The 23,591-nt window shown below is 35.7% G+C and carries 24 protein-coding genes; 15 read left to right on the forward strand and 9 right to left on the reverse strand.

Annotated features, from left to right (window positions below; genetic code table 11):
• Positions 1 to 131 precede the first annotated feature (131 nt).
• Together SMGD1_RS11880 and SMGD1_RS11885 are read left to right on the forward strand one after the other, a co-directional pair.
• Complete coding sequence (locus tag SMGD1_RS11880; protein WP_008339553.1) at positions 132 to 1,826, forward strand: nickel-dependent hydrogenase large subunit; 1,695 nt, start codon at positions 132 to 134, stop codon at positions 1,824 to 1,826.
• A 12-nt stretch (positions 1,827 to 1,838) separates the two neighbouring features.
• Entirely contained in the window at positions 1,839 to 4,547 is a 2,709-nt protein-coding gene (locus tag SMGD1_RS11885; protein WP_008339262.1) for a cation-transporting P-type ATPase, read from the forward strand.
• Here the strand turns inward: SMGD1_RS11885 and SMGD1_RS11890 are convergent.
• Positions 4,544 to 5,938 (reverse strand): chloride channel protein, encoded by a 1,395-nt coding sequence (locus SMGD1_RS11890; RefSeq protein WP_008339322.1) that lies wholly within the window; start codon positions 5,936 to 5,938, stop codon positions 4,544 to 4,546. The two genes, SMGD1_RS11885 and SMGD1_RS11890, sit on opposite strands and share 4 nt — an antisense overlap.
• Before the next feature lie 162 nt (positions 5,939 to 6,100).
• Here SMGD1_RS11890 and SMGD1_RS11895 point away from each other — a divergent pair, with 162 nt between their 5' ends.
• Genes SMGD1_RS11895 through SMGD1_RS11910 form a run of 4 tightly spaced genes read left to right on the forward strand, consistent with a single transcriptional unit; the run spans position 6,101 to position 9,500 of the window.
• Positions 6,101 to 7,798, forward strand: a complete 1,698-nt coding sequence (locus SMGD1_RS11895; protein ID WP_241761484.1) for a proton-conducting transporter transmembrane domain-containing protein — start codon at positions 6,101 to 6,103, stop codon at positions 7,796 to 7,798.
• The gene (locus SMGD1_RS11900; protein WP_008339306.1) at positions 7,795 to 8,619 is read left to right on the forward strand and encodes an NADH-quinone oxidoreductase subunit H; all 825 of its coding nucleotides are present in this window, start codon (positions 7,795 to 7,797) and stop codon (positions 8,617 to 8,619) included. The genes SMGD1_RS11895 and SMGD1_RS11900 overlap by 4 nt, the downstream gene beginning before the upstream one ends.
• Complete coding sequence (locus tag SMGD1_RS11905) at positions 8,612 to 9,166, forward strand: NADH-quinone oxidoreductase subunit B family protein (protein WP_008339238.1); 555 nt, start codon at positions 8,612 to 8,614, stop codon at positions 9,164 to 9,166. The genes SMGD1_RS11900 and SMGD1_RS11905 overlap by 8 nt, the downstream gene beginning before the upstream one ends.
• Positions 9,153 to 9,500 carry an NADH-quinone oxidoreductase subunit C gene (locus SMGD1_RS11910; RefSeq protein ID WP_008339535.1) on the forward strand — a complete coding sequence of 116 codons (348 nt, stop codon included), beginning with the start codon at positions 9,153 to 9,155 and terminating at the stop codon, positions 9,498 to 9,500. The genes SMGD1_RS11905 and SMGD1_RS11910 overlap by 14 nt, the downstream gene beginning before the upstream one ends.
• A gap of 25 nt (positions 9,501 to 9,525) precedes the next feature.
• Here the strand turns inward: SMGD1_RS11910 and SMGD1_RS11915 are convergent, their stop codons facing one another.
• A complete protein-coding gene (locus SMGD1_RS11915) occupies positions 9,526 to 10,104 on the reverse strand; it encodes a TetR/AcrR family transcriptional regulator (RefSeq protein ID WP_008339438.1) in 579 nt (192 codons plus the stop codon).
• A gap of 224 nt (positions 10,105 to 10,328) precedes the next feature.
• On the opposite strand from SMGD1_RS11915, the gene SMGD1_RS11920 reads away from it, so the two are divergent.
• The 5 genes from SMGD1_RS11920 to SMGD1_RS11940 are packed head-to-tail and all read left to right on the forward strand — an operon-like array spanning position 10,329 to position 14,435.
• Positions 10,329 to 10,901 carry a YceI family protein gene (locus SMGD1_RS11920; RefSeq protein ID WP_008341419.1) on the forward strand — a complete coding sequence of 191 codons (573 nt, stop codon included), beginning with the start codon at positions 10,329 to 10,331 and terminating at the stop codon, positions 10,899 to 10,901.
• A gap of 56 nt (positions 10,902 to 10,957) precedes the next feature.
• Positions 10,958 to 11,632 carry a pirin family protein gene (locus SMGD1_RS11925; RefSeq protein ID WP_008340226.1) on the forward strand — a complete coding sequence of 225 codons (675 nt, stop codon included), beginning with the start codon at positions 10,958 to 10,960 and terminating at the stop codon, positions 11,630 to 11,632.
• A gap of 22 nt (positions 11,633 to 11,654) precedes the next feature.
• On the forward strand, positions 11,655 to 13,061 hold the full coding sequence (locus tag SMGD1_RS11930; RefSeq protein ID WP_008340197.1) for a glutamate synthase-related protein: 1,407 nt from the start codon (positions 11,655 to 11,657) through the stop codon (positions 13,059 to 13,061).
• 5 nt (positions 13,062 to 13,066) lie between these two features.
• Positions 13,067 to 13,198, forward strand: a complete 132-nt coding sequence (locus SMGD1_RS14795; protein WP_008341422.1) for a glutamate synthase — start codon at positions 13,067 to 13,069, stop codon at positions 13,196 to 13,198.
• Positions 13,199 to 13,208: 10 nt separating this feature from the next.
• The gene (locus SMGD1_RS11940) at positions 13,209 to 14,435 is read left to right on the forward strand and encodes an ADP-ribosylglycohydrolase family protein (RefSeq protein WP_008340216.1); all 1,227 of its coding nucleotides are present in this window, start codon (positions 13,209 to 13,211) and stop codon (positions 14,433 to 14,435) included.
• A 29-nt stretch (positions 14,436 to 14,464) separates the two neighbouring features.
• Here the strand turns inward: SMGD1_RS11940 and SMGD1_RS11945 are convergent, their stop codons facing one another.
• A complete protein-coding gene (locus tag SMGD1_RS11945; RefSeq protein WP_008340193.1) occupies positions 14,465 to 14,923 on the reverse strand; it encodes a nucleoside deaminase in 459 nt (152 codons plus the stop codon).
• A gap of 45 nt (positions 14,924 to 14,968) precedes the next feature.
• Between SMGD1_RS11945 and SMGD1_RS11950 the strand changes: the two genes are divergently transcribed.
• On the forward strand, positions 14,969 to 16,057 hold the full coding sequence (locus SMGD1_RS11950; protein ID WP_008340210.1) for a hydrogenase large subunit: 1,089 nt from the start codon (positions 14,969 to 14,971) through the stop codon (positions 16,055 to 16,057).
• Positions 16,058 to 16,453 carry a 4Fe-4S binding protein gene (locus SMGD1_RS11955; protein WP_008341426.1) on the forward strand — a complete coding sequence of 132 codons (396 nt, stop codon included), beginning with the start codon at positions 16,058 to 16,060 and terminating at the stop codon, positions 16,451 to 16,453.
• Here the strand turns inward: SMGD1_RS11955 and SMGD1_RS11960 are convergent.
• The 5 genes from SMGD1_RS11960 to SMGD1_RS11980 all read right to left on the reverse strand — a co-directional run bounded on the left by SMGD1_RS11960 (position 16,450) and on the right by SMGD1_RS11980 (position 21,189).
• On the reverse strand, positions 16,450 to 17,241 hold the full coding sequence (locus SMGD1_RS11960) for a shikimate dehydrogenase (RefSeq protein WP_008341428.1): 792 nt from the start codon (positions 17,239 to 17,241) through the stop codon (positions 16,450 to 16,452). The two genes, SMGD1_RS11955 and SMGD1_RS11960, sit on opposite strands and share 4 nt — an antisense overlap.
• Complete coding sequence (locus SMGD1_RS11965) at positions 17,242 to 18,645, reverse strand: anthranilate synthase component I family protein (RefSeq protein ID WP_008340218.1); 1,404 nt, start codon at positions 18,643 to 18,645, stop codon at positions 17,242 to 17,244.
• Entirely contained in the window at positions 18,645 to 19,310 is a 666-nt protein-coding gene (locus SMGD1_RS11970) for an SPOR domain-containing protein (RefSeq protein ID WP_008341430.1), read from the reverse strand. The genes SMGD1_RS11965 and SMGD1_RS11970 overlap by 1 nt, the downstream gene beginning before the upstream one ends.
• A gap of 80 nt (positions 19,311 to 19,390) precedes the next feature.
• Positions 19,391 to 19,933, reverse strand: a complete 543-nt coding sequence (locus SMGD1_RS11975; protein ID WP_008340199.1) for a DUF1882 domain-containing protein — start codon at positions 19,931 to 19,933, stop codon at positions 19,391 to 19,393.
• Between the two features lie 8 nt (positions 19,934 to 19,941).
• Positions 19,942 to 21,189, reverse strand: coding sequence for a serine hydroxymethyltransferase (locus SMGD1_RS11980; protein ID WP_008340195.1), 1,248 nt, complete (start codon positions 21,187 to 21,189; stop codon positions 19,942 to 19,944).
• Between the two features lie 239 nt (positions 21,190 to 21,428).
• On the opposite strand from SMGD1_RS11980, the gene SMGD1_RS11985 reads away from it, so the two are divergent.
• Entirely contained in the window at positions 21,429 to 21,791 is a 363-nt protein-coding gene (locus SMGD1_RS11985) for a type VI secretion lipoprotein TssJ (protein WP_008340212.1), read from the forward strand.
• The gene (locus tag SMGD1_RS11990) at positions 21,785 to 21,979 is read left to right on the forward strand and encodes a hypothetical protein (RefSeq protein ID WP_008340209.1); all 195 of its coding nucleotides are present in this window, start codon (positions 21,785 to 21,787) and stop codon (positions 21,977 to 21,979) included. Before SMGD1_RS11985 ends, SMGD1_RS11990 begins: the two co-directional genes overlap by 7 nt.
• A 30-nt stretch (positions 21,980 to 22,009) precedes the next feature.
• Here the strand turns inward: SMGD1_RS11990 and lysS are convergent, their stop codons facing one another.
• Positions 22,010 to 23,527, reverse strand: coding sequence for a lysine--tRNA ligase (gene lysS / locus SMGD1_RS11995; protein ID WP_008340224.1), 1,518 nt, complete (start codon positions 23,525 to 23,527; stop codon positions 22,010 to 22,012).
• Positions 23,528 to 23,591: the final 64 nt, after the last annotated feature.

Below are 23,591 nucleotides of genomic sequence, written 5' to 3' on the forward strand. Positions count from 1 at the left end.
ATTTGCGTGTATTATATATCTAGTTTCCTTAAAAATATGAAGACACCAAAGATGTGATATTTAAACTTGCCTAATCTCTAAATATGATAGTATTATGTAAATATCGATATTTAATTAAGTAGAGGCGCATAATGAAGAAAATCGTTATTGATCCGATTACAAGAATTGAAGGGCATCTGAGAGCCGAAGTAATAGTTGATGAAGATGGAGTAATACAAGAAGCTTATGTCAGCGGACAACTTTTTCGTGGTATTGAAATTATTCTAAAGGGTCGTGATCCAAGAGATGCAGGGCTATTAGCCGGCAGGATTTGTGGAGTCTGTACAAATTCTCATTTTAGAGGAGCAGTCTCGGCGGTTGAAGATGCTTACTCTCTGGTCTTGCCAAAAAATGCTGAGATTATTAGAGATTTGATGGCAATGGCACTTTTTATTCAAGACCATGTTGTTCATTTTTACCATCTCCATGCACTTGATTTTGTAGATGTTACAAGTGCTCTATGTGCAGATGCAAAACTCACTTCAAAAGAGGCACACAAATATTCAGACAAGCCATTTAGAAACTCTCACTCACACTACGAAGAGACTATAAAAAAACTGCAAAACTTTGTAGATGCAGGGAAGCTCGGTCCATTTTCAAACGGCTACTGGGGACACAGTGACTATAAGCTCACTCCTGAGCAAAATCTGGTTATGATATCTCACTATCTTGAAGCTCTGAAGTTTCAAACAAAAATTTCTAAAGCTGTAGCCATTTTTGGAGGTAAGACTCCGCATCCACAGAGCATAGTCGTCGGTGGTATTACCAGTGTTGCTGATATGTTAAATCCTCAAAGACTAAATGACTACCTCTTTGTGATGAAAGAAGCAAAAGAGTTTATAGACCGTGCATACCTTCCAGATGCCAAGATGCTCGCAACTGCTTACAGAGATGAGATAAAAGCAGCAGTTGGCCGTGCAAACGGTAACTTTATGTCAGTAGGCGGTTATGAGTTTGAAGGCGAGCAGAGACTTTTTTGCAATGGCGTAATATATGCACATAACTTTGAAAACATAGAAGAGTTTGATGAAAACAAAGTTTCAGAAGAGGTTGACCGTGCTTGGTACAAGGTGAACGGCAAAGACAGAGAGGGTGTGGGGTATAAAGACAATGAAGTGTTTTATACTGATTTAAATGAAGACGGAAGTCTTAAAACTGCAAAAAATGATGATAAATATTCTTGGATAAAAGCTCCTAGATATGATGGCAAAGTCATGGAGACGGGACCGCTTGCTCGTGTTCTAATTAGCTATAAAAAAGATAACAAACTCATAAAATCTTTTGTAGATGAATTTTTGGAAGCTACTGATTTGGAGCTTATAGACTTATCTAGTACAGTGGGAAGAAATTCGGCTAGAGCTATAGAGACAGGATACATCTGTGAGTATATTTTTAAACTTGTCTCACGTCTCATACAAAACATTAAATACTACGACACAGATACCTGGACTAAGTATGATTTTGAAAAATTAGACAAGGACGCAAAAGGTAGAGTTTTTCTTGAAGTACCGCGTGGTACGCTCTCTCATTTTGTAAATATTAAAGATCAAAAAATAGATAATTATTCAGTAATAGCTCCAACAACATGGAATGCTACTCCTAAAAATTTTGATGGAGTAAGAGGAGCTTATGAAGAAGCACTAATTGGTGTAAAGATGCAAGATCCATCTAAGCCGCTTGAGGTTTTAAGAGTCCTTCACTCATTTGATCCATGTCTTGCTTGTGCAGTTCACATAATCGATACTAAGGGGAAAGAACTTAGTAGATATAAGATAAAAAGTTTGTAATAGGAGCCCAAGATGCAGCATCTCATAGGTGAAAATTGGCACAGTTTAGAAAGTCAAAAGATAGTTGAACTCTTTGAAAGTGACGTGACAGATGGGTTAGGATCTCTCAGTATTAAGCACCGTGAAGAGTTTTTTGGTAAAAATGCACTAAAAGAGAAAAAGCAAGACTCCTATCTTAAAAAGTTTTTTATTCAGTTTCATAATGCACTTATCTACATACTTCTTGGTGCATCTGCTGTTACTGCATTTTTACATGAGTGGGTAGATAGCGGAGTAATCTTTGGCGTTGTAATCATAAACGTTATCATAGGCTTTATGCAGGAAGTAAAAGCACAAGAAGCCATAGAATCACTTAAGCAGATGATGCATACTGAAGCAGTAGTCATAAGAGACAGTAAAAAAATAACTATAGATTCTGTAGACTTAGTTCCTGGAGATATAGTTATGCTTGAATCAGGTTCAAAAGTTCCTGCTGATATGAGACTAATCGAAATACGAGACTTAAAGGTTGACGAGTCTATGCTTACTGGTGAATCACTCGCTGTTTTTAAAAACATATCTACACATTCTGAGAACAGCATCTTGGGTGACAGAAAGAACATGACATACTCAGGAACCTTTGTTACGTATGGTCGGGCAAAGGGTATTGTTGTAGCTACATCCAATCATACCGAACTTGGAAAGATCGCACATCTTATAGAAAATACAACAGCGATGCAAACACCTCTTACAAAAAAGATAGCAGAATTTTCAAAAATCCTGCTCTATGTGATACTAGCTCTTGCTGCCTTTACATTTATCGTAGGTGTGTTAAGAGACAAGAGTGCTGTTGAGACATTTATGGCATCTGTGGCTCTTGCAGTTGGCGCTATTCCAGAAGGCTTACCTGCAGCTGTAACAATTACACTTGCTATCGGTGTAAGTCGTATGGCTAGTAAAAACGCCATCATCAGAAAACTAGCGGCTGTTGAGACACTAGGTAGTGTAACAACAATATGTTCAGACAAGACGGGTACACTGACTCAAAACAAGATGACAGTAACAAATATATTTTGTGGTAATGAGTCTTATGAAGTAACTGGGAATGGCTACGAGCCAAAAGGGCATATTCTTAAAAATGGAGAACAGTTAGCATCTTGTAACAATAATTTAAATGAGGTTTTAAAAGCAGGTTATCTCTGTAATGAGTCATATCTGGTAAGAAAAGATGGACACTATGATATAAGCGGTGATCCGACTGAGGGTGCTTTAATAGTCAGTTCAATTAAATGCGGATGGGATGAACATAGATTAAATAAATCATATCCTAGAGTTGATATTCTGCCATTTGAATCTGATAGACAGTTTATGGCGACGATAAATAAATACGTTAAAAATAATCAAAATATTATTTACATAAAAGGCTCTATAGAAGTTATTTTAGAGATTTGTGATTTTGAGTTTTTAAATGGAGAGTCTAAAGTAATAGACAAAAAGTCTATTATGAAAAAGGTAGAAGAGTACGCATCTGATGGATTAAGAGTTCTAGCTATTGCTGAAAAACTAACAGATAAAGAGAAGATAGAAGAGTCAGAGCTAGAGAATGAATTTATATTTTTAGGTCTTCAAGCAATGATGGACCCTCCAAGACCAGAGGCTATAAAAGCTGTACAAGAGTCTAAAGGTGCTGGTATAAATATCATAATGATAACTGGAGACCATGCTCTTACTGCATTTTCTATTGCCAAGATGATGTATATTGTTGATAATGACGCCAAGTTTGAAGAGTCTGTTCTTGTTGGAAATGATTTAATGAAGATTAGCGATGATGAACTTATAAAAAAAGTAGCAACAGTCAAGGTCTTTGCAAGAGTAGAGCCTGAACAAAAACTTCGAATAGTAGATGCTCTTCAAGCCAGAGGTGAAATAGTTGCAATGACTGGAGACGGAGTCAACGATGCACCTGCGCTAAAACAGGCAGACATCGGTATAGCCATGGGTTATGGTGGTACAGAGGTAGCAAAAGAAGCATCTGATATGATACTTAGTGATGATAATTTCCGCTCAATCGCACATGCTGTAAAAGAGGGCAGAATAGTCTTTGATAATCTGATAAAGTTCATTACATGGACTTTGCCGACAAATCTTGGAGAGGGCCTTGTTATCATGGTAGCGATTGTCCTTGGTCTAACTCTTCCGATACTTCCTCTACAAATACTCTGGATAAATATGTCAACTGCTATCTTCTTGGGACTTATGCTAGTCTTTGAATCAGGTGAAGGCTACATTATGAAAAGAGCACCAAGAAACCCTAATACTCCAATCCTGACCAAAGAGATAATTCATCAGATGCTGGTAGTCGGTGTATATATGCTAGTGGCATCTTATGGTATGTTTAATTATGCTCTTTCTAATGGTCACAGCATAGAATATGCGAGAACTATAGCGGTAAATATCTTTGTATTTATTGAGCTTTTTTATCTATTTAACTGTAAAGAATTGCAGCGATCAGTTTTTAGAACTAACGTGTTTAGTAATAAATTCTTACTTTTAGGAGTCGTTCTGATGACTCTCTCTCAGATTGCATTTACTCATACGGATTTTATGAACGACATCTTTAAAAGTGAATCTTTAGATTTATCGACGTGGATAGAGATTATAGTTATCTCATTCTCTGTTATGTTTGTAGTTGAAATAAAAAGATATATAGATAGTGTTATTGATAAAAGGTCGAGCAGTTAAGATTTTTTAGAATTAGGGACTTCATTTCTCTTTTTACGCTTCATTTGAAGTCGCTCACGAATACTGTTTAGTTTATCTATATCTTTGGTTTTCATTTTGACTTGTGTATCTGCAATGGTTTCACCATGTTTGATATCGAGCATATCTGATTTTTTCATCGCTAGAATCTGTGATGGAAAAACGCTACGATGACCAGTCATTAAAAAGCTGATAACTACGGATATCGCTGCATAATGAGCTACTTCAATTCCAAACAACTCCATTGCCATAATAGTTGCTGCAATTGGCGCATTTGTTGTTCCTGCAAGTACACTAATAAACCCTAGTGCCGCAAAAAAAGCTATATGATCACCCATAACAGAGCCAAAGAGATTACCGCTAGTTGCACCTATGTAAAAGATAGGTGTGACAACTCCACCACTTCCTCCTACAGCTAAAGTAATAGATGTAAATATTGTTTTAACAATAAAAGCATACCAAGGAATATCTTGGTAAATATTTGGGTCAGGTTGTAGAGCATTGTCTATTGTTGCAAGCCCCAATCCAAAGTATTGTTCTCCTACTAGCAGTGAAATAAGAACTAAAGTAAGACCACCTAAAAATGCTTTAATATAAACATTTAAAGGAATTTTTTTAATAGCACTGTTTATTCGTTTTAAGAAAGTTATAGTGATATCAGAGATTAAACCAAAAAATAATCCTGCCAGGACAACTTGAAAAATAAGAGGAAGATTTATCTCAACTTGATGTTTAAAATTTATGTCAAAATATGTATATTCTATTCCAAGGTATTGTGCAGTTGAAAATGCCGCAAAACCAGCAATAAAAGATGGAAGAAGAACTTCGTAACGGATTAGTCCAATTATGAGAACTTCAACCCCAAAAATAGCACCTGCTATAGGTGTGCCAAAAACAGATGCAAAACCGGCACCGATTCCGCAGATGACAAGTTTTTTTCTGTCTTCTTCACTAAAATTAAATAGCTCTGAGACAAAAGAAGCCATACCTGCACCAATCTGTGCTCCTGGCCCTTCTTTACCTACAGAACCACCAGAAAAAATAGTCATGACTGTTGCAAGTAGTTTTACAGGAATTACTGAAAGTTCTATCTTTCCACTTTTTTTATGCACAGCTTCAATAACTTTTTCTGTACCGTGGCCCTTTGCATCCGGAGCAAATTTATTTACAACCCAAACTGTTGCAACAAGCGCAAATGGAAGCAGATAATAGTGTGGAAATGGTAGTGATTCTTGATTTTGTTCTGAAAATTGTAAGATTTTTAAAAATAGTGTAACACTGGCACCGATAATAATGCCAATCATAGAGGAGAGTAATAGCCACTTTGTAACACTTATAAAGATAGTCGTCTGCTCGATAGTATGTTTTTTCATATGTTATGTATTGTACTCTATTTAATAGAGATTAGTGTAAGCTAAGTGATAATAGTTTAGAATAGTGTATAAATTGTTTCAAAGGTATCAATGCGAATGTATGATGTTTTGATTATTTCTCCCTTAATATTTGCACTAATGGTTATGCTAAACAGGTATGTCATGCAAAACACAATGGCAATTGTTTTTGTTAGCATCTTAGCTATTGTAAGCCTTAGTCATCTGTTCACTACAATTGACGTTTTACAAGCTTCACTGCCGCATCTCTTTCATAATATATTTATGTTTATTGATTTTATTTTACTAGCATACTTTCTCTGGCAGGGTATAGCCAAAAAACACAGCTTAGTTACTATGTTTGCCGTAATCCAGATGCTACTTTACACTTATGTTATATCTCTATCTCCAACTCTGCTCTCTAGTGATATTTTAGTCGATAAAGTATCTTCTATAATGTACTTAGTCATAAATATAGTCGGCGGAGTTATTATTATATACGCTCTTGAATATATTAAAAGTGAAGAGTTTAGTAAGTTTAAAAAGAGTGGATTTATTGCAATGTTATTTCTCTTTTTAAGTGTGATGAACTTTATTGTCTCTACTAACAACATAGAAATATTTTTTATGCTCTTTGAATTGACAACTCTCTTTTCTTATCTTCTAATAGCTTATCGCAGTGATGAACTCTCAAACAACAACGCTTTAAAAGCACTATGGATGAACCAGATAGGCGGAGTGGCAATACTTCTAGCTTTAGTCGTTTCCATAACCAAGTATGACACTCTTTATTTTGACATACTCATAAAAAACATAGATTCTACCTACTTACTCCCCATAGCTCTTTTAGCGATAGCAGGATTTGTTAAGGGGGCTAGCATCCCGTTTGATAAATGGTTACTTGGAGCTATGGTAGCACCGACACCAGTTAGTGCCATACTTCATAGTGCGACGATGGTAAAGATTGCTCCGTATCTAATGCTAAAGCTTTCTCCTGCCATTATAAGTAGCGGATTTGCATCTATAACTATAACTCTCATAGGAACATTTGTTTTCTTCGCAGCATCTATGCTCGCTCTGAGCAAAGACTACTTCAAAGAGATACTTGGTCTCTCTACCATTGCTCTTCTTGGTCTCATGATGGCTCTAGCGGCTATAGGGAGTGAAGAATCCATAACAGCTTGTCTGGTTCTCATAGTCTTTCACGCTATCTCAAAAGCACTTCTTTTTTTTCAAGCCGGAATCTTAGAAAAAGTAAATCATCTGAAATATGTAAAAGAGATAAATGGACTGGTAAATCACTCGCCGATATTAGTCTTTTTTATCATCATAGGTTTTGCATCTCTGACACTTCCTCCATTTGGAGCTTTCATAGCAAAGTTTATGGCCATAGAGTCAATAGCAACAGAGATAACAAGAAACCCTCTATATGTTCTAGCTCTTATATTCATAGCTCTTGGAAGTGTCTTTTTAACACTTCTCTACTTTAAAGTCGTTACAAAACTCTTTGCTAAAGATGTTAGTTCTAAAGAAGACAACCATACTCCTCTGCCAAAACTCTACATGATTCCATCAAGTATATTAGTATCTCTTCTTATCATAGGCATACTTGTAAGTTATGATATGAAACTCTTAAGCTCAACGGAGATAATAGTCCCATCACTACTAATAGCCATAGTCCCCATACTCTTCGTATCTGTGCTGTTTAAAAAAGCCCATAGAGTAAAAGAGTATCACTGTGGGGAAAAGGATGAGTTAGAGTTAAGTATGTACTATTTTGCTGTATCAGATGGTTATAAAAAAATCATAACTGCTGTGGCTATACTCCTTATACTTATCTTGGTTGTAGGAGCGGTGTTATGATAGAGATTATTCTAATTATATTTGCTCCACTAATCGGTGGTTTGATTTACGGTTTTGAGAGAGTTGTTCGTGCTCGGATGCAAAATCGTCAAGGGCCTCCTATTTTACAGCCTTTTTATGACATGTACAAACTCCTGGGAAAACAAGCGTTCATAGTAAATCCGTATCATTCCATCTTGGGAATTATGCACTTTGTTACACTATGGGTAGTTGTTGCTTTTGTCATACTTGGAGAGAATCTTTTATATGTCGTTTTCTTGCATCTACTCTCATCTATCTTTATAGTTTTAACAGGCTTTAGTGTCAGGTCAATCTACTCACATATAGGGGCAAATAGAGAACTGCTTTCTATAATCGCTTATGAGCCTATACTCATCATGCTTGCAGTTGGATTTTTCATGCTCAATGGAACTTTTGATATAGATGCCATAAGAAGTAGTAGTTCAGAACTTGCATCTATGTTTTTTCTGTTTTTAGCTTTCTTACTTGTTATCCCTGTAAAACTGAAAAAGTCTCCATTTGATGCAGCAGAAGCTCATCAGGAAATAGTCGGTGGTGTTGAGGTAGAGTTTAGCGGAGTCTTTTTTGAGTTCTTATACATGGCTAAGTGGTTGGAGTATGTCTTTATCTATTCACTGCTTATGCTCTTTGCTGGTAATAGCATACTACTCGGAGCAGTTCTGTTTGTCGTAGTATTTTTACTTGTAAACTTAGTAGATAACTCAACTGCCAGAGTAAAGATAAACCACCTGATTAAAATAGTTCTTAGCATCGGACTGACACTTGGCATGCTAAACCTCATAGGACTCTCTTATGTTTAGCCTGAAAAAGTACAGAAAAAAATCACCGTGGATACTTCACTATAATGCGGGAAGTTGTAACGGATGCGACATAGAAATATTAGCGGCTCTTGGCCCGAAATATGACCTAGAGAGGTTTGGAGTCATAAACACAGGAAACCCAAAACAATCAGACGTATTTTTAGTGACAGGACCTGTTACATATAGAAGTAGAGAGAGACTTGTAGAGTTATATATTCAGATGCCAGAGCCAAAAGTTGTGGTTGCATTTGGAAGCTGTACATGTACTGGTGGTGTCTTTAGAGATATGTACAATGTTGAAGACGGCATAGATAGATATATACCTGTTGATGTTTATGTCCCTGGATGTGCAGCATCTCCAGAACTTTTGATAGACGGGCTTGTTAAAGCTTTAGATATTTTAAAAGAGAAGACAAAAGAGATGGAAAAACCGTTTAAACTCTTTAGAGAGTCAGCATCTGAGGATGGCATCGTTAGTCGTAGAGATAACGCACTTAGAGTAGGGGAACCCTCAACCAAGGAGGATAAAGAAGATGATAAAGATTGAAGTCTCGTTAGAGAACGTAAGAGATAAGATAAAAGAGTTTTACAAAGAAAAAGAGTGGCATTTTTTGACTCTAAACGGTGTTGCACTTGAAGATAATAAGGTCGAGATTCAGTGGATATTTTCAAAGTATGAGGCTATGGATGAGGTAGTTGTATTCTATGCGAAGATAAAGTACTCTGAAATCGTGCCTTCCATAGTAGACATAATCCCATCTGCGATAATCTCTCAACGTGAGATAGTTGATATGTTTGGTGTTGAAGTAGAGGGAAGTGAAAAAGGACTCTACCTTGATGAAGACTCAGAGCTACGACCTTTATCATGTACAGTAAATTAAAGTTGCGTCATCCTCTGGTCTTATTTCATTTTCTCTTTTTTGTTAAGTAAGGTTTCATAGCGGCTGACGTATACTTTATGACTTTTTGAACTGAGTCAGCATCTACCTCTTGCCCTATTGTGTGTAAAAGTGAACTGTAAAACTGCCAAGATAAAGAGATGGAATCTACAAGAAAGTCTATATCCTCTTCATCTGTTATAGTAAGTTCTTCATTTATTATAAGGTTATTCAAAACTTGTCTTATGCGTCTACGGTGTGCGATATTATCTTTTATGTATAGATCTTCTAGCTCAGAGTCTCGTGCAAAAAGTGAAAGCATCTCTTTAAAGAAGAAGCGGTATTTCCACTGAACTTTTATAAGTATCTTTTCATGTTCGTGTAAAGTAGCTATAGATTTTGGAAGTTCATCTACAGATAGTGTTGTCTCTTTGCGCATCTGTATATATAATAAACGTATTATTTCTTCACGGTTTTTATAATGATAGTGCAGATTACCTGGACTAATCCCTATCGCTTTTGCTATATGGTTCGTAGTAGAGGATTGCGTACTTGTTTCATTAAAAAGTTCACGAGCCGCTTCTAAAATAGCTTCTTTTCTTGACATTTTTATTCCTTATAGTGAAATTATAGTGTAATTACTCTATTAAGTCAATGAATTGTATAATTCTATATAGTCACCTAGTTAACGATACTTATGGCTTGTATTTATGATATATATTTGGACTATTAGAGTAATTGCTCTTGACATTATTTTTTTATTGGCATATAATTTTAGAGTAATTACACTAAATATAAAAAAGTGTAGATAAAAAATCAAAGGAAAGAAAAATGAAATTAGTTCAAAGTTTAGCACTTAGTGCAGTAGTAGGTTTAAGTTTTTTAAATGCTGCAAGTTACAATGTAGATGCAAGTCATTCAGACGTAGGTTTTAAAGTAAAGCATATGATGATTAGTAATGTGAAAGGAAGTTTTGAAAAGTTTGGTGGTACTTTTACTATTGATGAAAAAACAAAACAGTTTTCTGCCATAAATGGTACGGTGGAAGTTGCTAGTTTAACAACACAAGAAACTAAGAGAGATATCCACCTTAAAAGTGGGGATTTTTTTGACGTGGCTAAATACCCACAAATGCACCTAAAATTTCTTAAACAAAATGATGACAAGGCAACTTTTGAACTTACTATAAAAGATGTTACAAAAGTAGTAACACTTGATATTGAAGAAATAAGTGGCACGATAAAAGACCCATGGGGTAATACAAGACTAGCATTTGAACTTCAAGGTAAAATCAATCGTAAAGATTTTAACATCAATTTTAATCAATTACTAGAAACTGGTGGTCTAATTGTTGCAGACGAAGTAAAGTTTGATATTGTTTTAGAAGGAATTCAAACTAAGTAGTTAAGTATAGAAAAAATAAATATAGTATTATATATACTTATATAAAGGAGTCTGTTATGAAAGTGATACATAAAGAAGATTTACACTACGGTGGTTTTGCAGGTCTTAGAGAACATCGAGTAGTAATGGACATCCGTGTTTTTGGTCCGCATAAAAACCAAGGAACTGCGGATGGTTTGGGTAATCTTCTCTATTTGGCAGATGCCAAATTTAATCCACATGGAGAGACCCATATGCATCCACATCACGAAGTGGATGTCATCACCGTTATGCTCGATGGAAGAGTAACGCATGAAGGATCTCTCGAACATGGAAGAAGTATCAACGAAGGAGAAGTTCAAGTCCAACGAGCGGGAGGCGAAGGTTTTGAGCATAATGAGATAAATCCAGACTCAAAACAGAACCGACTCATTCAGTTGTGGTTCGCTCCTGAAGTTTTAGGTGAAAAAGCAGGGTATCAACATTTTGCTAAAAGCGATAATAAAGTTCTCTGCGTTTACGGTGGAAAGGATGGGGATACGTTTGATAGTAAAACCGTAATGGAAATTATAAAACTGAAAAAAGGAGAAAGCTTCTCGCAAGATGGAGAGTTTCAAGCCTATGTAACGAAAGGCTCATTAAGTGTTCAAACATCTATTCTAAACGATGGCGATTTTTTCTCTGACAAAAACATTAATATAAGTGCAAATGAAGATAGCGAGTTCATTTTTATAGAGATGCTTGAGAATTAGAACAAATATGAAAAGGAATAATATGAGTAATCCAATAGTTGCAGATAACAAACCAGTAAAGGTAAGTCTTTCTAGAGGACAGGAATATCATTTTTGTACATGTGGTATATCTAAAAGCCAGCCATTTTGCGATGGTTCACATGTGGGTACATCATTTACTCCTAGAGTAATTGTTTCTGATAAAGATGACGAAGCTTATTTATGTGCATGTAAACATACTGCCAATACACCTTTTTGTGATGGTACGCATAAACAATTTAGCGCAGAAGATATTGGTAAAGAAGGACCTGGAATAAAATCAAATCCTTCTGATATGCCTAAGGCTGTATCAACACCAGAGGAGCCTACGGTAGAGTTTATACACCAGCTTGCACGTGAAGGTTTATCAAAACTAGGACATCATGGTCAAATGGGTTCTATGGGTGTTCCACGTCATGTATTACCACACTGGGATGATTTACAAATCATGGCAGCGCAAATAGCTACCAAGCCATTATTTGAAGATGTAACTGTAGGTACACAACTTATTATTGGACCAGAAACTAAAAAACCGTTAGTACTAAAAATTCCATTATTTGTTTCAGATATGAGTTTTGGTGCATTATCTGAGGAAGCAAAAATAGCTTTATCTAAAGGTGCACAGCTTGCAGGAACTGGCATCTGTTCAGGTGAAGGCGGTATGTTACCCGAAGAACAAGAAGCAAATACCCGTTACTTTTATGAATACGCTAGTGCTGGCTTTGGTTACAAGGAAGAGCTACTGCATAAAGTACAAGCCTTCCATTTTAAAGGTGGACAAGGTGCTAAAACAGGGACAGGAGGTCATCTTCCAGGTAACAAAAATATAGGTAAGATATCCGAAGTTAGAGGCATACCTGAGGGTGAGCCTGCTATATCTCCACCTACATTTAAAGACCTTACTACAGTTGAAGATTTTAAAAAGTTTGCAGATCGTGTTAGAGAAATAACGGGTGGTATTCCTATTGGTTTTAAACTCAGTGCGAACCATATCGAAGAAGATATACAGTTCGCACTTGATGCTAGTGCTGATTATATTATATTAGACGGTCGTGGTGGTGGTACGGGTGCTGCGCCTGAGATGTTTAGAAACCATATTAGTGTGCCAACCATACCAGCACTTGCAAGAGCACGTAAGTATCTTGACAAACAGGGTGCTAGTGGTCGTGTTACTCTTATTATTACTGGTGGTTTACGTGTGCCGATTGATTTTGTTAAAGCTATGGCACTTGGTGCAGATGGTGTTGCTTTATCAAATAGTGCTATACAAGCAATAGGTTGTGTTGGAGCACGAATGTGTAATACAAATAACTGTCCAGCAGGTATTGCTACACAAAAGAAGAGTTACGTCAAAAACTTGATATTGAAAAATCATCAAAGCAGTTACATAACTTTTTTGATGCATCAGTAGAGCTGATGCAAGTAATGGCACGTGCATGTGGTCATAATGATTTAAGTAAATTTAATAACAAAGACTTAGCAACTTGGCATCGTGAGATGGCACTACTCTCAGGTGTGTCTTACTCAGGAACTATGGATATAAAATAAGGAGTGACTTATGAAAAATTCTATTAAATTACAAAATGCTTTATGGGGTTTGTTTATCGCAGACTCTATCTCTATGCCTGTACACTGGTACTATAAACGTGAATATATAAAAAATGAATATGGTGCTATAACTGGATATAACAAAGCCTCGCATCCACATCCTGAATCTTTTATGGTTGGAAATACTTATTTACCCGATGTAGAGATGGCTAAGAAAATGGATAGACCTTTTGATATCTTACATGAACATATCAACTTTTATAAGACTTCATATAGTGATTTAAAAATTGACCTTAAAGTACATGAAGGAGAACATAAAAATCCTATGCCTCTTCTTAATGAGAGATACCATTACCATCATGGCTTAGAAGCTGGGGACAACACTCTTGGAGCAAATTTAGTTCGAGTTTTGCTGCGCTCAATTATTAAAAATGGTGAATATCATCAAGATATATTTTTAGATGAGTTTATAAGTTTTATGACAACACCAGGAAAAAATAAAGATGCATACTCTGAAATATATGTTCGTGATTGGTTTGAAAACTATACCAAAGGTATAGCACCTGAGTTGTGTGCAAACTCACAGCATCACCGATGGTCTATTGGATCTCATGGAGGTGTAATTCGTCCTCTCATACTGGCTTTAACTGCTAAAAGTTCTTACGATGGTGTTGGTATAGCAGTCGATCATCAAAACTTAACACATAGATCACAAAACATCTCTTCTGCTCTCTCTCAACTCGTGCCACTATTATTTGATTTAATCAATGATGAAGCACCAATGGATGCACTTAATAGTACAACTAAAGATATAGCTCTTGTCAAAATACATGGTTCAGAATTATCAAAAAAATATGCTGATGCAATGGGACCAGGAAATATTCCAAAAGACGATATGTGGAAAATTCACACAGAGTTTACAAATGAGCGTTTAAGTGAAATACTACCAGATGCAACAGATGAGAATATAATAACTACACGTTTCGCAACTGCTTGTTATCCAGAACATGGAGTCCCTTTAATTATGTATTTTTTACATAAAAATAATTTTGATTTTAAAAAATCAATTCTTGATAATGCAAACGCAGGTGGAGATAATGTTCATAGAGGTATGATTCTTGGTGCTTTAGCAGGAGCTAGTTGTGAGGAGATACCAGAAGATTTAAAAACAGGACTTAAAGAATATGAAAATATAAAGAATGAGATTGATGAATTTGTAAAAATTATTTCACAGTAAAAGGAAACATATAAAAGAATAGAATAAAGTTAGTAGATCTCTCTATCATTTTTTTCTAGCCACAGGTCAAAAAGTTTAGTACTGTTCTCAGCATCTATACGCTTTAAATTTAAAGCGCTGTTTTTGCCATCTAACATCTCATAAAAACGTTTGTCATCAAAGCCACCACGAGCTGCATCTTCTTCAGTCGCACTATAGTAAACAGTCTCTATTCTCGCCCAAAAGATAGCACCTAGACACATAGGACATGGCATACAGCTAGTGTATAAAACACATCCTGAGAGATCAAACGTCTCAAGAACTTCACTAGCTTTTCTTATGGCATTTACTTCGGCATGAGCAGTAGGGTCATTGCTCTTTAGAACTTGGTTATGTGCTTGGGAGATTATCTTATCATCTTTAACTATGACAGCACCAAAAGGTCCGCCATCATTTGCAAGCATTCCCTCTGTAGCTTCATCGTAAGCTATTTTCATCCATTTATTCATAGTATGATTATATCTTATTTTATAAAATTTGAGGTAGAATAGGTTATGAGTAAAAAAACAATAAATATTCCCATTGGCTCACAGCATATATCACTTTTAGAGCCTGTACGTTTTAAATTTGAATGTGAAAATGAGAAGATTATCGGAGTAGATTCTGATGTCGGTTTTGTTCATCGCGGTATAGAGAAAGCCTGCACAACAAAGTTCAAGTTTGATGCCGTCGGTTATGTTGTTGCAAGGGTCTGCGGACTCTGTGCTATTACTCACTCGCTATCTTATACTGCATCTATAGAAAAACTTTTAGAAGCAGAGGTTAGCCAAAAAGCAAAATATCTTAGGATACTGCTTTTAGAACTTGACCGCATTCATTCTCATATGCTTTGTCTCTCTCATACTTGTGAAAATGCTGGTTTTGAAGCTATGTTTATGAGGATAATGGGTGATAGAGAAGACATCATGGAAATTCAAGAACTCCTTACGGGAAACAGGATTCAGTTTGACTATATATCTATCGGTGGAGTCAATAGAGACCTTAGTTTAGAGATGTCGAAAAAGATATCCAAAAAGCTTAAACTGGTAGAACAAAAAGTACTCGGTTATATAGATGAGTTTACAAATAACTGGAGTCTGTCTTTGAAGTTTAAAGGCATCGGAGCGTTGAGTCTCGATGAGGCATTTAGATTTAATGCTATCGGTCCACTTGCTCGTGCATCTGGAATGAATGTAGATGTGAGAAATGAGATAGACTATCTGCCGTTTAACGAGGTCGGTTACAAGATACAGACTCACAGCGATGGAGATATAAATGCCAGAAATGTTGTTAGGCTCAACGAGATTTTAAACTCCATAGAGATGTGTGAAAATATCTTGGCTGGACTTCCGGAGGGAGAGATATTTACAAAAGTAAAAGGCAAACCAAATGGAGAAGCGATTGTGCGTTTTGAAGCTCCAAGAGGTGAGTTGATGTACTATGTAAAAGGTAACGGTAAAGCTATGCTTGAACGTGTCCGAATCAAGACTCCTACCTTTGCATCTATACCTGCATTTTCTCATATATTTGTAGGCGAGAACTACGCAGATGCTCCTGCGATACTGGCATCGTTTGATCCTTGTCTTTCATGTACGGCTAAGTAGATGCTGACTTCATTTTTAAAAGCTCTTACAAATCTTTTTGCTAAGCCGCAAACTATAGACTATCCAGTTACGCTTATAGAAAAAGATAAAGATTATAGAGGTCTCATAGAGTACGGTGAAGAAGAATGCATCTACTGCCTAAAGTGTGAAAAAGCTTGCCCACCTGGAGCTATACTTTTTGTTCCAGTAGAAAATCCACCTAAAAATGAGAAAAATAAAAGCGGCTTAAAATACCACTACAACCCGCATCTATGCATCTACTGTCATGAGTGTGTAAGAGCCTGCCCAAAACCAGACGAAGCACTTTGGCAGAGTAATAAGAAACCGCCTATTGGTATCAAAGATGATAGAGTAAATGATTCGTGGTTTGAGTTGGAGAGGTTGAAACGTGACTAGAGTGAAAAGCTTCTTTTCATCTGAGTTTTAATATCTTCTAGTTTTAATTTTTTATCTACAAAAAGCTCATTTGCTAAAACACCTTGACCTAGAAGCATATCTGCTCCATCTTTGAAAGTGATATTTTTCTCTTGAGCGAGTTTTAAAAATGGAGTGAGTTTTCCGTAGATTGCATCTGCTACAAATGAAGTGTTAGCTAAAACATCATTTATGATTTCTTTTGGTGCTGGAAGCTCTTCATCTTTAAGTCCCGCACTTGTTGTATTTATAACTAAGTCATACTTTGCAGTTTTGTAAGTATCCCAGTTAAAAGTCTCACATCCTATCTCTTTAAAGTATGCAAGTCTACCTTCACTTCTATTTAAAACAGATACTTTGATACCGTCTTGCATAAACCTAGATGCTAGTGCTTTTGCAGTTCCACCGGCTCCGAGGATAAGAACATTATTTACTTTACCGAACTCTTCTATGGCATACATAAAACCATCTGCATCTGTGTTGTAGCCAATTAGTCTGCCGTTTTCATTTACAAGGGTATTTACTACTCCTACAGTTTTAGCAAAACCTCTAACTTCATCACAAGCTTTGTAAGCTTCTTCTTTATGAGGAACAGTTACATTTGCACCGCTAAGACCAAGAGAGAAAAAAGTCTCTTTTAGTTTTGAGCCATCTTTAAGATGAACTCTTGTGTAACAAGCTTTATAGTTTAGGTTTTTAAATACGCAGTTATGCATAAGAGGAGAACGAGAGTGTGACACAGGGTCACCAAAGATAGCGAAAAGTTTCATTTAGTCAAGGTCTTCTAGTGAGTGTACAAGAGCACCTAGTTTATTTGTTACTTCTAAATATTCTAACTCATTTTGGCTATCTGCAACAACACCTGCACCTGCTTGAAGTACAACTTTGTCATCTTTAACCATAGCAGTTCTGATAGTTATGGCAGTGTCCATATTCCCATCAAAACCAAAGTAGCCTACACTCCCACTGTAAAAACCGCGTTTAATACCTTCATATTCAGCTATAAGCTCCATTGCACGTATCTTTGGTGCTCCAGTCATTGTCCCTGCTGTAAATGTTGCCATAAAGAGGTCAAACATATCTTTGTCATCATCAAGTGTTGCAGTTACATCAGAGACAATATGCATGACATGGGAAAAGCGCTCGATGTGCATCATATCTTCAACTTTAACAGTTCCAGTCTTTGCAACACGGCTTACATCATTTCTACCCAAATCTATAAGCATTAAATGTTCTGCTAACTCTTTTGGATCTGCTAAAAGTTCTTCTTCTAGTTCTTTGTCTCTATGTTTGTTTTTGCCTCTTTTTCTTGTTCCGGCAATTGGACGAAGAAGAAGTTCCCCCTCGCTTAGTCTAACCATAACTTCCGGAGAACTTCCAACTATGTTAAAGTCATCATACTCCATCAAAAACATATATGGAGAAGGATTCTTAGTTCTAAGGATGCGGTAGAAACTAAAAGGGTCTACTTTGATATTTCTAGTAAAACGATTTGTCATAAGGATCTGGAAAACGTCACCGCTTCTAATCATCTCTTTAGAATCATCAATCATTTGGAAAAATTTCTCTTTTGAGTGAGCAAAGCTTCCTTTATCATTGCCGATGTTCTTTTTCATATGAACATATTCATAAGGACTTTTTAGTTCATTTTCTATTGAGTCAAATCTATAGTTCATCTCTTTTAGTGTACTAACTAAAGTGATTTGATGGTTTTTGTGTGAGTATACTAAGATTAGTTTTGGAAGCATTAAGTCCAAATCAGGAGTATTTAGTTCATCTTTTAAGTTGTCCATACTTGAGTTAAGTTTAGGCTCAAACACTTTAACCATATCGTAACCGATATAACCGATAAATCCGTCAACATAACCAATCTTTAGCTCTGTTGTAGCTTCTTTATATTCAGTAGTATCTATATTTTTGTAGTACTCTTTTAAAAAGGTAAAAGGATTTTCTTCTTTTTTGTGTTGTAGACCATCGGAATCTGTGTAGATAGTCTCACCATTAATATATTGAAGTCTTTCTCTTGCCCCAATACAGATAAAGCTATAGTTTCCATCACTCTGTCCAGCACTCTCAAGAAGGTGAGAAATCTCACCTTTGAACATACTTTTTAGTTTAGAATAAACGGCAATAGGTGCTAGTTGGTCGAGTATAAATTGTTTAGAATATATCATTATTGTTTAATTAAGAAAGCACCAGCTTCTATATTACTTCTAATCGTTCTTAAAGCAGCTCTTGCTTCTTTTTCATTGTAAAAAGGTCCTACAAGCACTTTATTTAGTATTTTAGAATCATTAGTTACTTTGTGAAACTTATATCTATAACCTTGGCTTAGAATAGAATCTAAGAATTTTTTATTTGGTGCATATTTTGAAAAAGAACCAACTTGAACAAAGTATGCTTGAGCATTGGCTTCTTCAGCTTTTGGAGTCTCTTTTTTAACTTCAGCTACTTTTTTAGTCTCTGCTTTAGGAGTTGTTTTTACTATTTTGTTTACTTCTTTAGGTTTAGTAGCTGTTTTACTATCTTGAGATTCTTGTTTTAATCTCTGAGCTATTTCATCCAAGTTATCATTATTTTTAGAGTTCTCTTCAATTACTTTAACCTCTTCAAATAGTGGCTCATCTTTTGGCTCAGGGATTGATGCAACTTCTTCTTGAGGAAGAGGAATCGGTTGTGGTAAGTTATCTTTAGCATCTGGAGTCAGAGTACTCATTAACATCACAACAATGATTAAAATTACTCCAAGTGTTGCTACTGCTAAAACAATTTTTTTGTTTCCACCAGTAGAACCACCTCTATTTAAAATAATATCGTTTAATTCATTTTTCTCATTCATAAATTTCCCTTTTTAAAGTTTTGTAGCACTTATAATACCAAAATTTTGTAATTACTTGTATATGTTCTCTAAAAGAAAGCTTACATATGTTTAGACCAAGAAGCTCCGCGCTCTTTGGCATAAACTTCGTAAGGCAATGTTAAAATATTATACTCATCAGGCATATCGGCATTTGGGAACATTCTCCACTGCTTAGGTTGTTTAGCAGCGAGTTTCATAGAAATCATCTTGCCAAGTTGGATAGCTTCTTGTAGAGTTGTGTGACCTTTATGAATATATACATGAAGGTGACCCTCTGTTTTTGTCTGATAGGCAGTAAAGTTGATATAACCTTCTTCACGAAGAAGAAGTTGAGCTTTGTGATAAAATCTCTCAGGATCTCTACCATTATAGTCGATTACAATATTTTCAACTTTAGAACGGCTGTTAACGATAGAGTGTGCAACAGTTATTTCACCTTTAATATGTTGGTTGATAATTGACTGCGTAAGCGGAGCATTTACTTTTTCAAATTTGTTGTAAAAAGTACGGCCTTTAAATGTAAGTTTCTCAACTACTGTATCTCTTTTTATCCAGTAGTGGTCACTCACCATTTTAATAAGTTTTAAGTCCATTGCAGTCATTATTTACCTTAATAAGTTGATTGATTATAAATTACAAAGTTTTGAGCTAATGCTTTTAACTCTTTTTTTATACTTGCTTGAAGTTCAGTGTTGTTGATATCATCAAGAACATCAGCCATTTTGTTAGCGATAAACTCAAACTCTTTTTCTTTCATACCACGAGAAGTAAGTGCAGGAGAACCAACACGAATACCTGAAGTAACAAATGGACTTCTTGTCTCACCTGGAACAGTGTTCTTGTTGATAGTTATACCAGCATTTCCAAGAGCAGCATCTGCATCTTTACCTGAGATATCAGTACCTACAAAAGATACTAGGATTAGGTGGTTATCTGTTCCACCTGATACTACATCATATCCACGCTTCATCATTACTTCACCAAGAACTTTAGCATTGGCTTTTACTTGTTTAGCATACTCTTTCCACTCTGGAGAAAGATTATATTTGAAACCAACAGCTTTAGCAGCGATAACATGAACAAGCGGTCCACCTTGAAGTGCAGGGAAGATTGCTGAGTTCATTTTCTTAGCGATATCTTCATCATTAGTCATAATCATACCACCACGAGGACCAGCAAGAGTCTTATGAGTTGTAGTAGTTACAACATGAGCATGAGGGAATGGGCTAGGGTGCTCACAAGCTGCAACTAAACCAGCTATGTGTGCAATATCAGCAAATAAAATTGCTCCAACAGCATCCGCAATTTCACGGAATTTTTTGAAGTCTATTTCACGAGCGTATGCAGAAGCACCACAAACAATGATTTTAGGCTTAGTAATTTGAGCAATGTCCATTACTCTATCATAGTTAATACGACCATCAAGCTCAACACCATAAGTAAATGAGTGATAGTTTTGACCAGAAAAACTTGGCTTTGAACCGTGAGTCAGGTGACCACCATGACTTAAATCCATACCTAGAAGTTTGTCACCGGCTTTTAAAAGACCGGCATAAACAGCAGCATTTGCTTGAGACCCTGAGTGAGGTTGTACATTTGCATAATTACATCCAAAAAGTTCACATGCTCTGTCAATTGCTAATTGCTCAACGCCATCAGCATATTCACAACCACCATAATAACGTTTCGCAGGGTAACCCTCAGCATATTTATTAGTAAAAACTGAACCCATAGCTTCCATAACAGCAGGAAGTGTAAAGTTCTCAGATGCAATCATCTCTAAGTGGTCAGTTTGACGCTCTAACTCTTTTTCGCATAACTCAAATATTTCGCTGTCGTATTCTTTTAAAAAACTCATGATATAAAATTCCTTGTTAAAATTGTGAGGATTATACAAAAACTATGATAATAAAAGACTGAATGATACTATGATTCAATAAAAGCACAGTAATAAAAAATTGAATAGGAATATCATATACTGTGGTTTGAACGTGTCTTAGTCGAATTAGAAGATAATAGAATTATTGCATGTTACTATTATATATATTATAGGTGGTAGTTTATGTATCATGTGAAGTTTATTTTTATTTTTTAATTATGATTTTTTTAATAGGCTGTGGAAGTAATCCAAAAGCAACCGACTCTGCTACTTCAAGTAGCTATGATGACTCTTCACCAAAAGGTATCTCTATAAGCTATGACAGTAGTAAAAAATTAAACGAATATGATAATCAGCCACACGTTATACCTTTAGTAGTTTATCAACTTAACAATATAAACAGTTTTGAAGGTCTTAAGAAAGACAAAGCCGGAATAATAAAGCTTTTATCGGCGAGCAAGTTTGATGAAAGTGTTATGAGCGTAAATAAGTATTTTATCTCACCAAATGAGACTAAAGAGCTGCTATTGGAACGTGCAGACTACATGGGTTGGTTTGTGACTATGATGACAAAGTGGTAGACCAGATTGTCTCTCGTTGTACAGAAGTGCAAAGTGGCGCTCGTAATATTGAACATATAATCAACACAAAAGTACTACCGACATTATCAAGAGAAATTTTATCAAACATGGGTGAGAAAGGAATGCCGTCTTCTGTATATATTGGTGCTAATGAAGAGGGTGTTTTTACAATTACTTTTAAAGCATAAAAGAAGAATAAAGAGAGGTAAGACCTCTTTTTATTCTTCTACTTCTACAGTCTTTTCTTCGTTGTGTATAGGTTTCATTGCCGGGAATAATAAAACATCTCTGATTGAGTGCTCGTTAGTCAGTAGCATAACAAGTCTATCAATACCAATTCCCTGACCAGCTGTAGGAGCCATTCCATAACTTAGTGCATCTATGAAGTCTTCATCCATCTCATGTGCTTCATCGTCACCTGCATCTTTAGCATCTACTTGACCTTTAAATCTTTCATATTGGTCAACAGGGTCATTTAGCTCACTAAATGCATTTGCTATCTCACGACCTGCAATAAAAAGCTCAAATCTCTCTGTAATAGCCGGATTTAAGTCACTTCTTCTTGCCAGTGGTGAAATCTCAACCGGATACTCTGTGATGAAAGTAGGGTCTATTAGTTTTTCTTCAACAAACTCGTCAAAAAGTTCACCTTGAAGTTGTCCTAAATTTTGACCTGGCTTTACAGTTATATCTTTAGATTTTAAAAATTCTACAATCTTTTCTTTGTCATTTACAACTTCTTCAGGAACACCACCAATGGTAGTTAGTGATTCTATAAGTGCTATCTCTGTAAAGTTATTAAAGTTAACTTCCATGTCACCATAAGGAAGCAGAGTCGGCAAGTTTAAATGATCAAAAAGGTATTCAAAATACTCTTTTGTTATTCTTATTAAATCTTTGTATGTTTTGTAAGCCCAGTAAAATTCAATAGATGTAAACTCAGGATTATGAGTTGCATCCATACCTTCATTTCTGAAGTTTCTATTTATTTCAAATACTGCTTCAAATCCACCAACAATTAATCTTTTTAGGTAAAGCTCTGGTGCAATTCTTAAAAATCTATCAATGCCGAGTGCATTGTGATGAGTTACAAACGGCTTAGCATTCGCTCCACCGGCGATTGGATGCATCATTGGAGTTTCAACTTCTAAAAAGCCTTTGTCTTCAAAGAAACGTCTTGTTAAAGATATAACTTTTGAACGGGTTTTAAATGTTTTACGAACATCAGCATTCATGATGAGATCTAAATATCTCTTTCTATATCTAATCTCTTTATCTGTCACACCGTGAAATTTTTCTGGCAAAGGAGAGATTGCTTTTGTTAAAAGTTTAAAATCATCTGCATGAAGTGATAGTTCACCTTGTCCTGTTACAAAAGGGTATCCTCCAACTTCAATAATATCACCAACTTCAATTAATTTTTTAAAAATATCATTATAGAAGCCTTCAGGAAGGTTGTCTCTTGCTAAATAAATCTGAAGAGTTCCACTTTCATCTTCTATTTGTAGAAAACTTGCCTTACCCATAATTCTAAGAAGTTTAATACGACCACTAACAATGTAGTGGCGCTTTTCATCTCTTTTGTCTTCTTTATGTTCAATATCTGAGTTTACATTTAAATATTTTTCAATAGTTGTATTTCTTTTAGACACATTTGAATATGGATTAAAGCCAGCTTCTTTTAGAGTCTGTGCTTTTTCTATTCTTTGTTGTATAAACTTATTTTCAAAAGCCAATATTTTTCCTTGTTATTTATTTATAACATAAAATGAGCAAAGCTCATTTTATTGCGCTTAGACC

Origin of the sequence: Sulfurimonas gotlandica GD1, assembly GCF_000242915.1 — a bacterium.
GTDB classification, from domain to species: Bacteria; Campylobacterota; Campylobacteria; order Campylobacterales; family Sulfurimonadaceae; genus Sulfurimonas; species Sulfurimonas gotlandica.

Bases quoted from the DNA above. Each gene is read 5' to 3' on its own strand.
- SMGD1_RS11920 (WP_008341419.1), top strand. From the start codon at position 10,329: ATGAAATTAGTTCAAAGTTTAGCACTTAGTGCAGTAGTAGGTTTAAGT.
- SMGD1_RS11930 (WP_008340197.1), top strand. From the start codon at position 11,655: ATGAGTAATCCAATAGTTGCAGATAACAAACCAGTAAAGGTAAGTCTT.
- SMGD1_RS11970 (WP_008341430.1), bottom strand. From the start codon at position 19,310: ATGAATGAGAAAAATGAATTAAACGATATTATTTTAAATAGAGGTGGT.
- SMGD1_RS11890 (WP_008339322.1), bottom strand. From the start codon at position 5,938: ATGAAAAAACATACTATCGAGCAGACGACTATCTTTATAAGTGTTACA.
- SMGD1_RS11955 (WP_008341426.1), top strand. From the start codon at position 16,058: ATGCTGACTTCATTTTTAAAAGCTCTTACAAATCTTTTTGCTAAGCCG.
- SMGD1_RS14795 (WP_008341422.1), top strand. From the start codon at position 13,067: ATGCAAGTAATGGCACGTGCATGTGGTCATAATGATTTAAGTAAATTT.
- SMGD1_RS11915 (WP_008339438.1), bottom strand. From the start codon at position 10,104: ATGTCAAGAAAAGAAGCTATTTTAGAAGCGGCTCGTGAACTTTTTAAT.
- SMGD1_RS11880 (WP_008339553.1), top strand. From the start codon at position 132: ATGAAGAAAATCGTTATTGATCCGATTACAAGAATTGAAGGGCATCTG.
- SMGD1_RS11895 (WP_241761484.1), top strand. From the start codon at position 6,101: ATGCAAAACACAATGGCAATTGTTTTTGTTAGCATCTTAGCTATTGTA.
- SMGD1_RS11975 (WP_008340199.1), bottom strand. From the start codon at position 19,933: ATGACTGCAATGGACTTAAAACTTATTAAAATGGTGAGTGACCACTAC.
- SMGD1_RS11940 (WP_008340216.1), top strand. From the start codon at position 13,209: ATGAAAAATTCTATTAAATTACAAAATGCTTTATGGGGTTTGTTTATC.
- SMGD1_RS11950 (WP_008340210.1), top strand. From the start codon at position 14,969: ATGAGTAAAAAAACAATAAATATTCCCATTGGCTCACAGCATATATCA.
- SMGD1_RS11910 (WP_008339535.1), top strand. From the start codon at position 9,153: ATGATAAAGATTGAAGTCTCGTTAGAGAACGTAAGAGATAAGATAAAA.
- SMGD1_RS11905 (WP_008339238.1), top strand. From the start codon at position 8,612: ATGTTTAGCCTGAAAAAGTACAGAAAAAAATCACCGTGGATACTTCAC.
- SMGD1_RS11985 (WP_008340212.1), top strand. From the start codon at position 21,429: ATGATTTTTTTAATAGGCTGTGGAAGTAATCCAAAAGCAACCGACTCT.
- SMGD1_RS11965 (WP_008340218.1), bottom strand. From the start codon at position 18,645: ATGATATATTCTAAACAATTTATACTCGACCAACTAGCACCTATTGCC.
- SMGD1_RS11960 (WP_008341428.1), bottom strand. From the start codon at position 17,241: ATGAAACTTTTCGCTATCTTTGGTGACCCTGTGTCACACTCTCGTTCT.
- SMGD1_RS11945 (WP_008340193.1), bottom strand. From the start codon at position 14,923: ATGAATAAATGGATGAAAATAGCTTACGATGAAGCTACAGAGGGAATG.
- SMGD1_RS11925 (WP_008340226.1), top strand. From the start codon at position 10,958: ATGAAAGTGATACATAAAGAAGATTTACACTACGGTGGTTTTGCAGGT.
- SMGD1_RS11885 (WP_008339262.1), top strand. From the start codon at position 1,839: ATGCAGCATCTCATAGGTGAAAATTGGCACAGTTTAGAAAGTCAAAAG.
- SMGD1_RS11900 (WP_008339306.1), top strand. From the start codon at position 7,795: ATGATAGAGATTATTCTAATTATATTTGCTCCACTAATCGGTGGTTTG.
- SMGD1_RS11980 (WP_008340195.1), bottom strand. From the start codon at position 21,189: ATGAGTTTTTTAAAAGAATACGACAGCGAAATATTTGAGTTATGCGAA.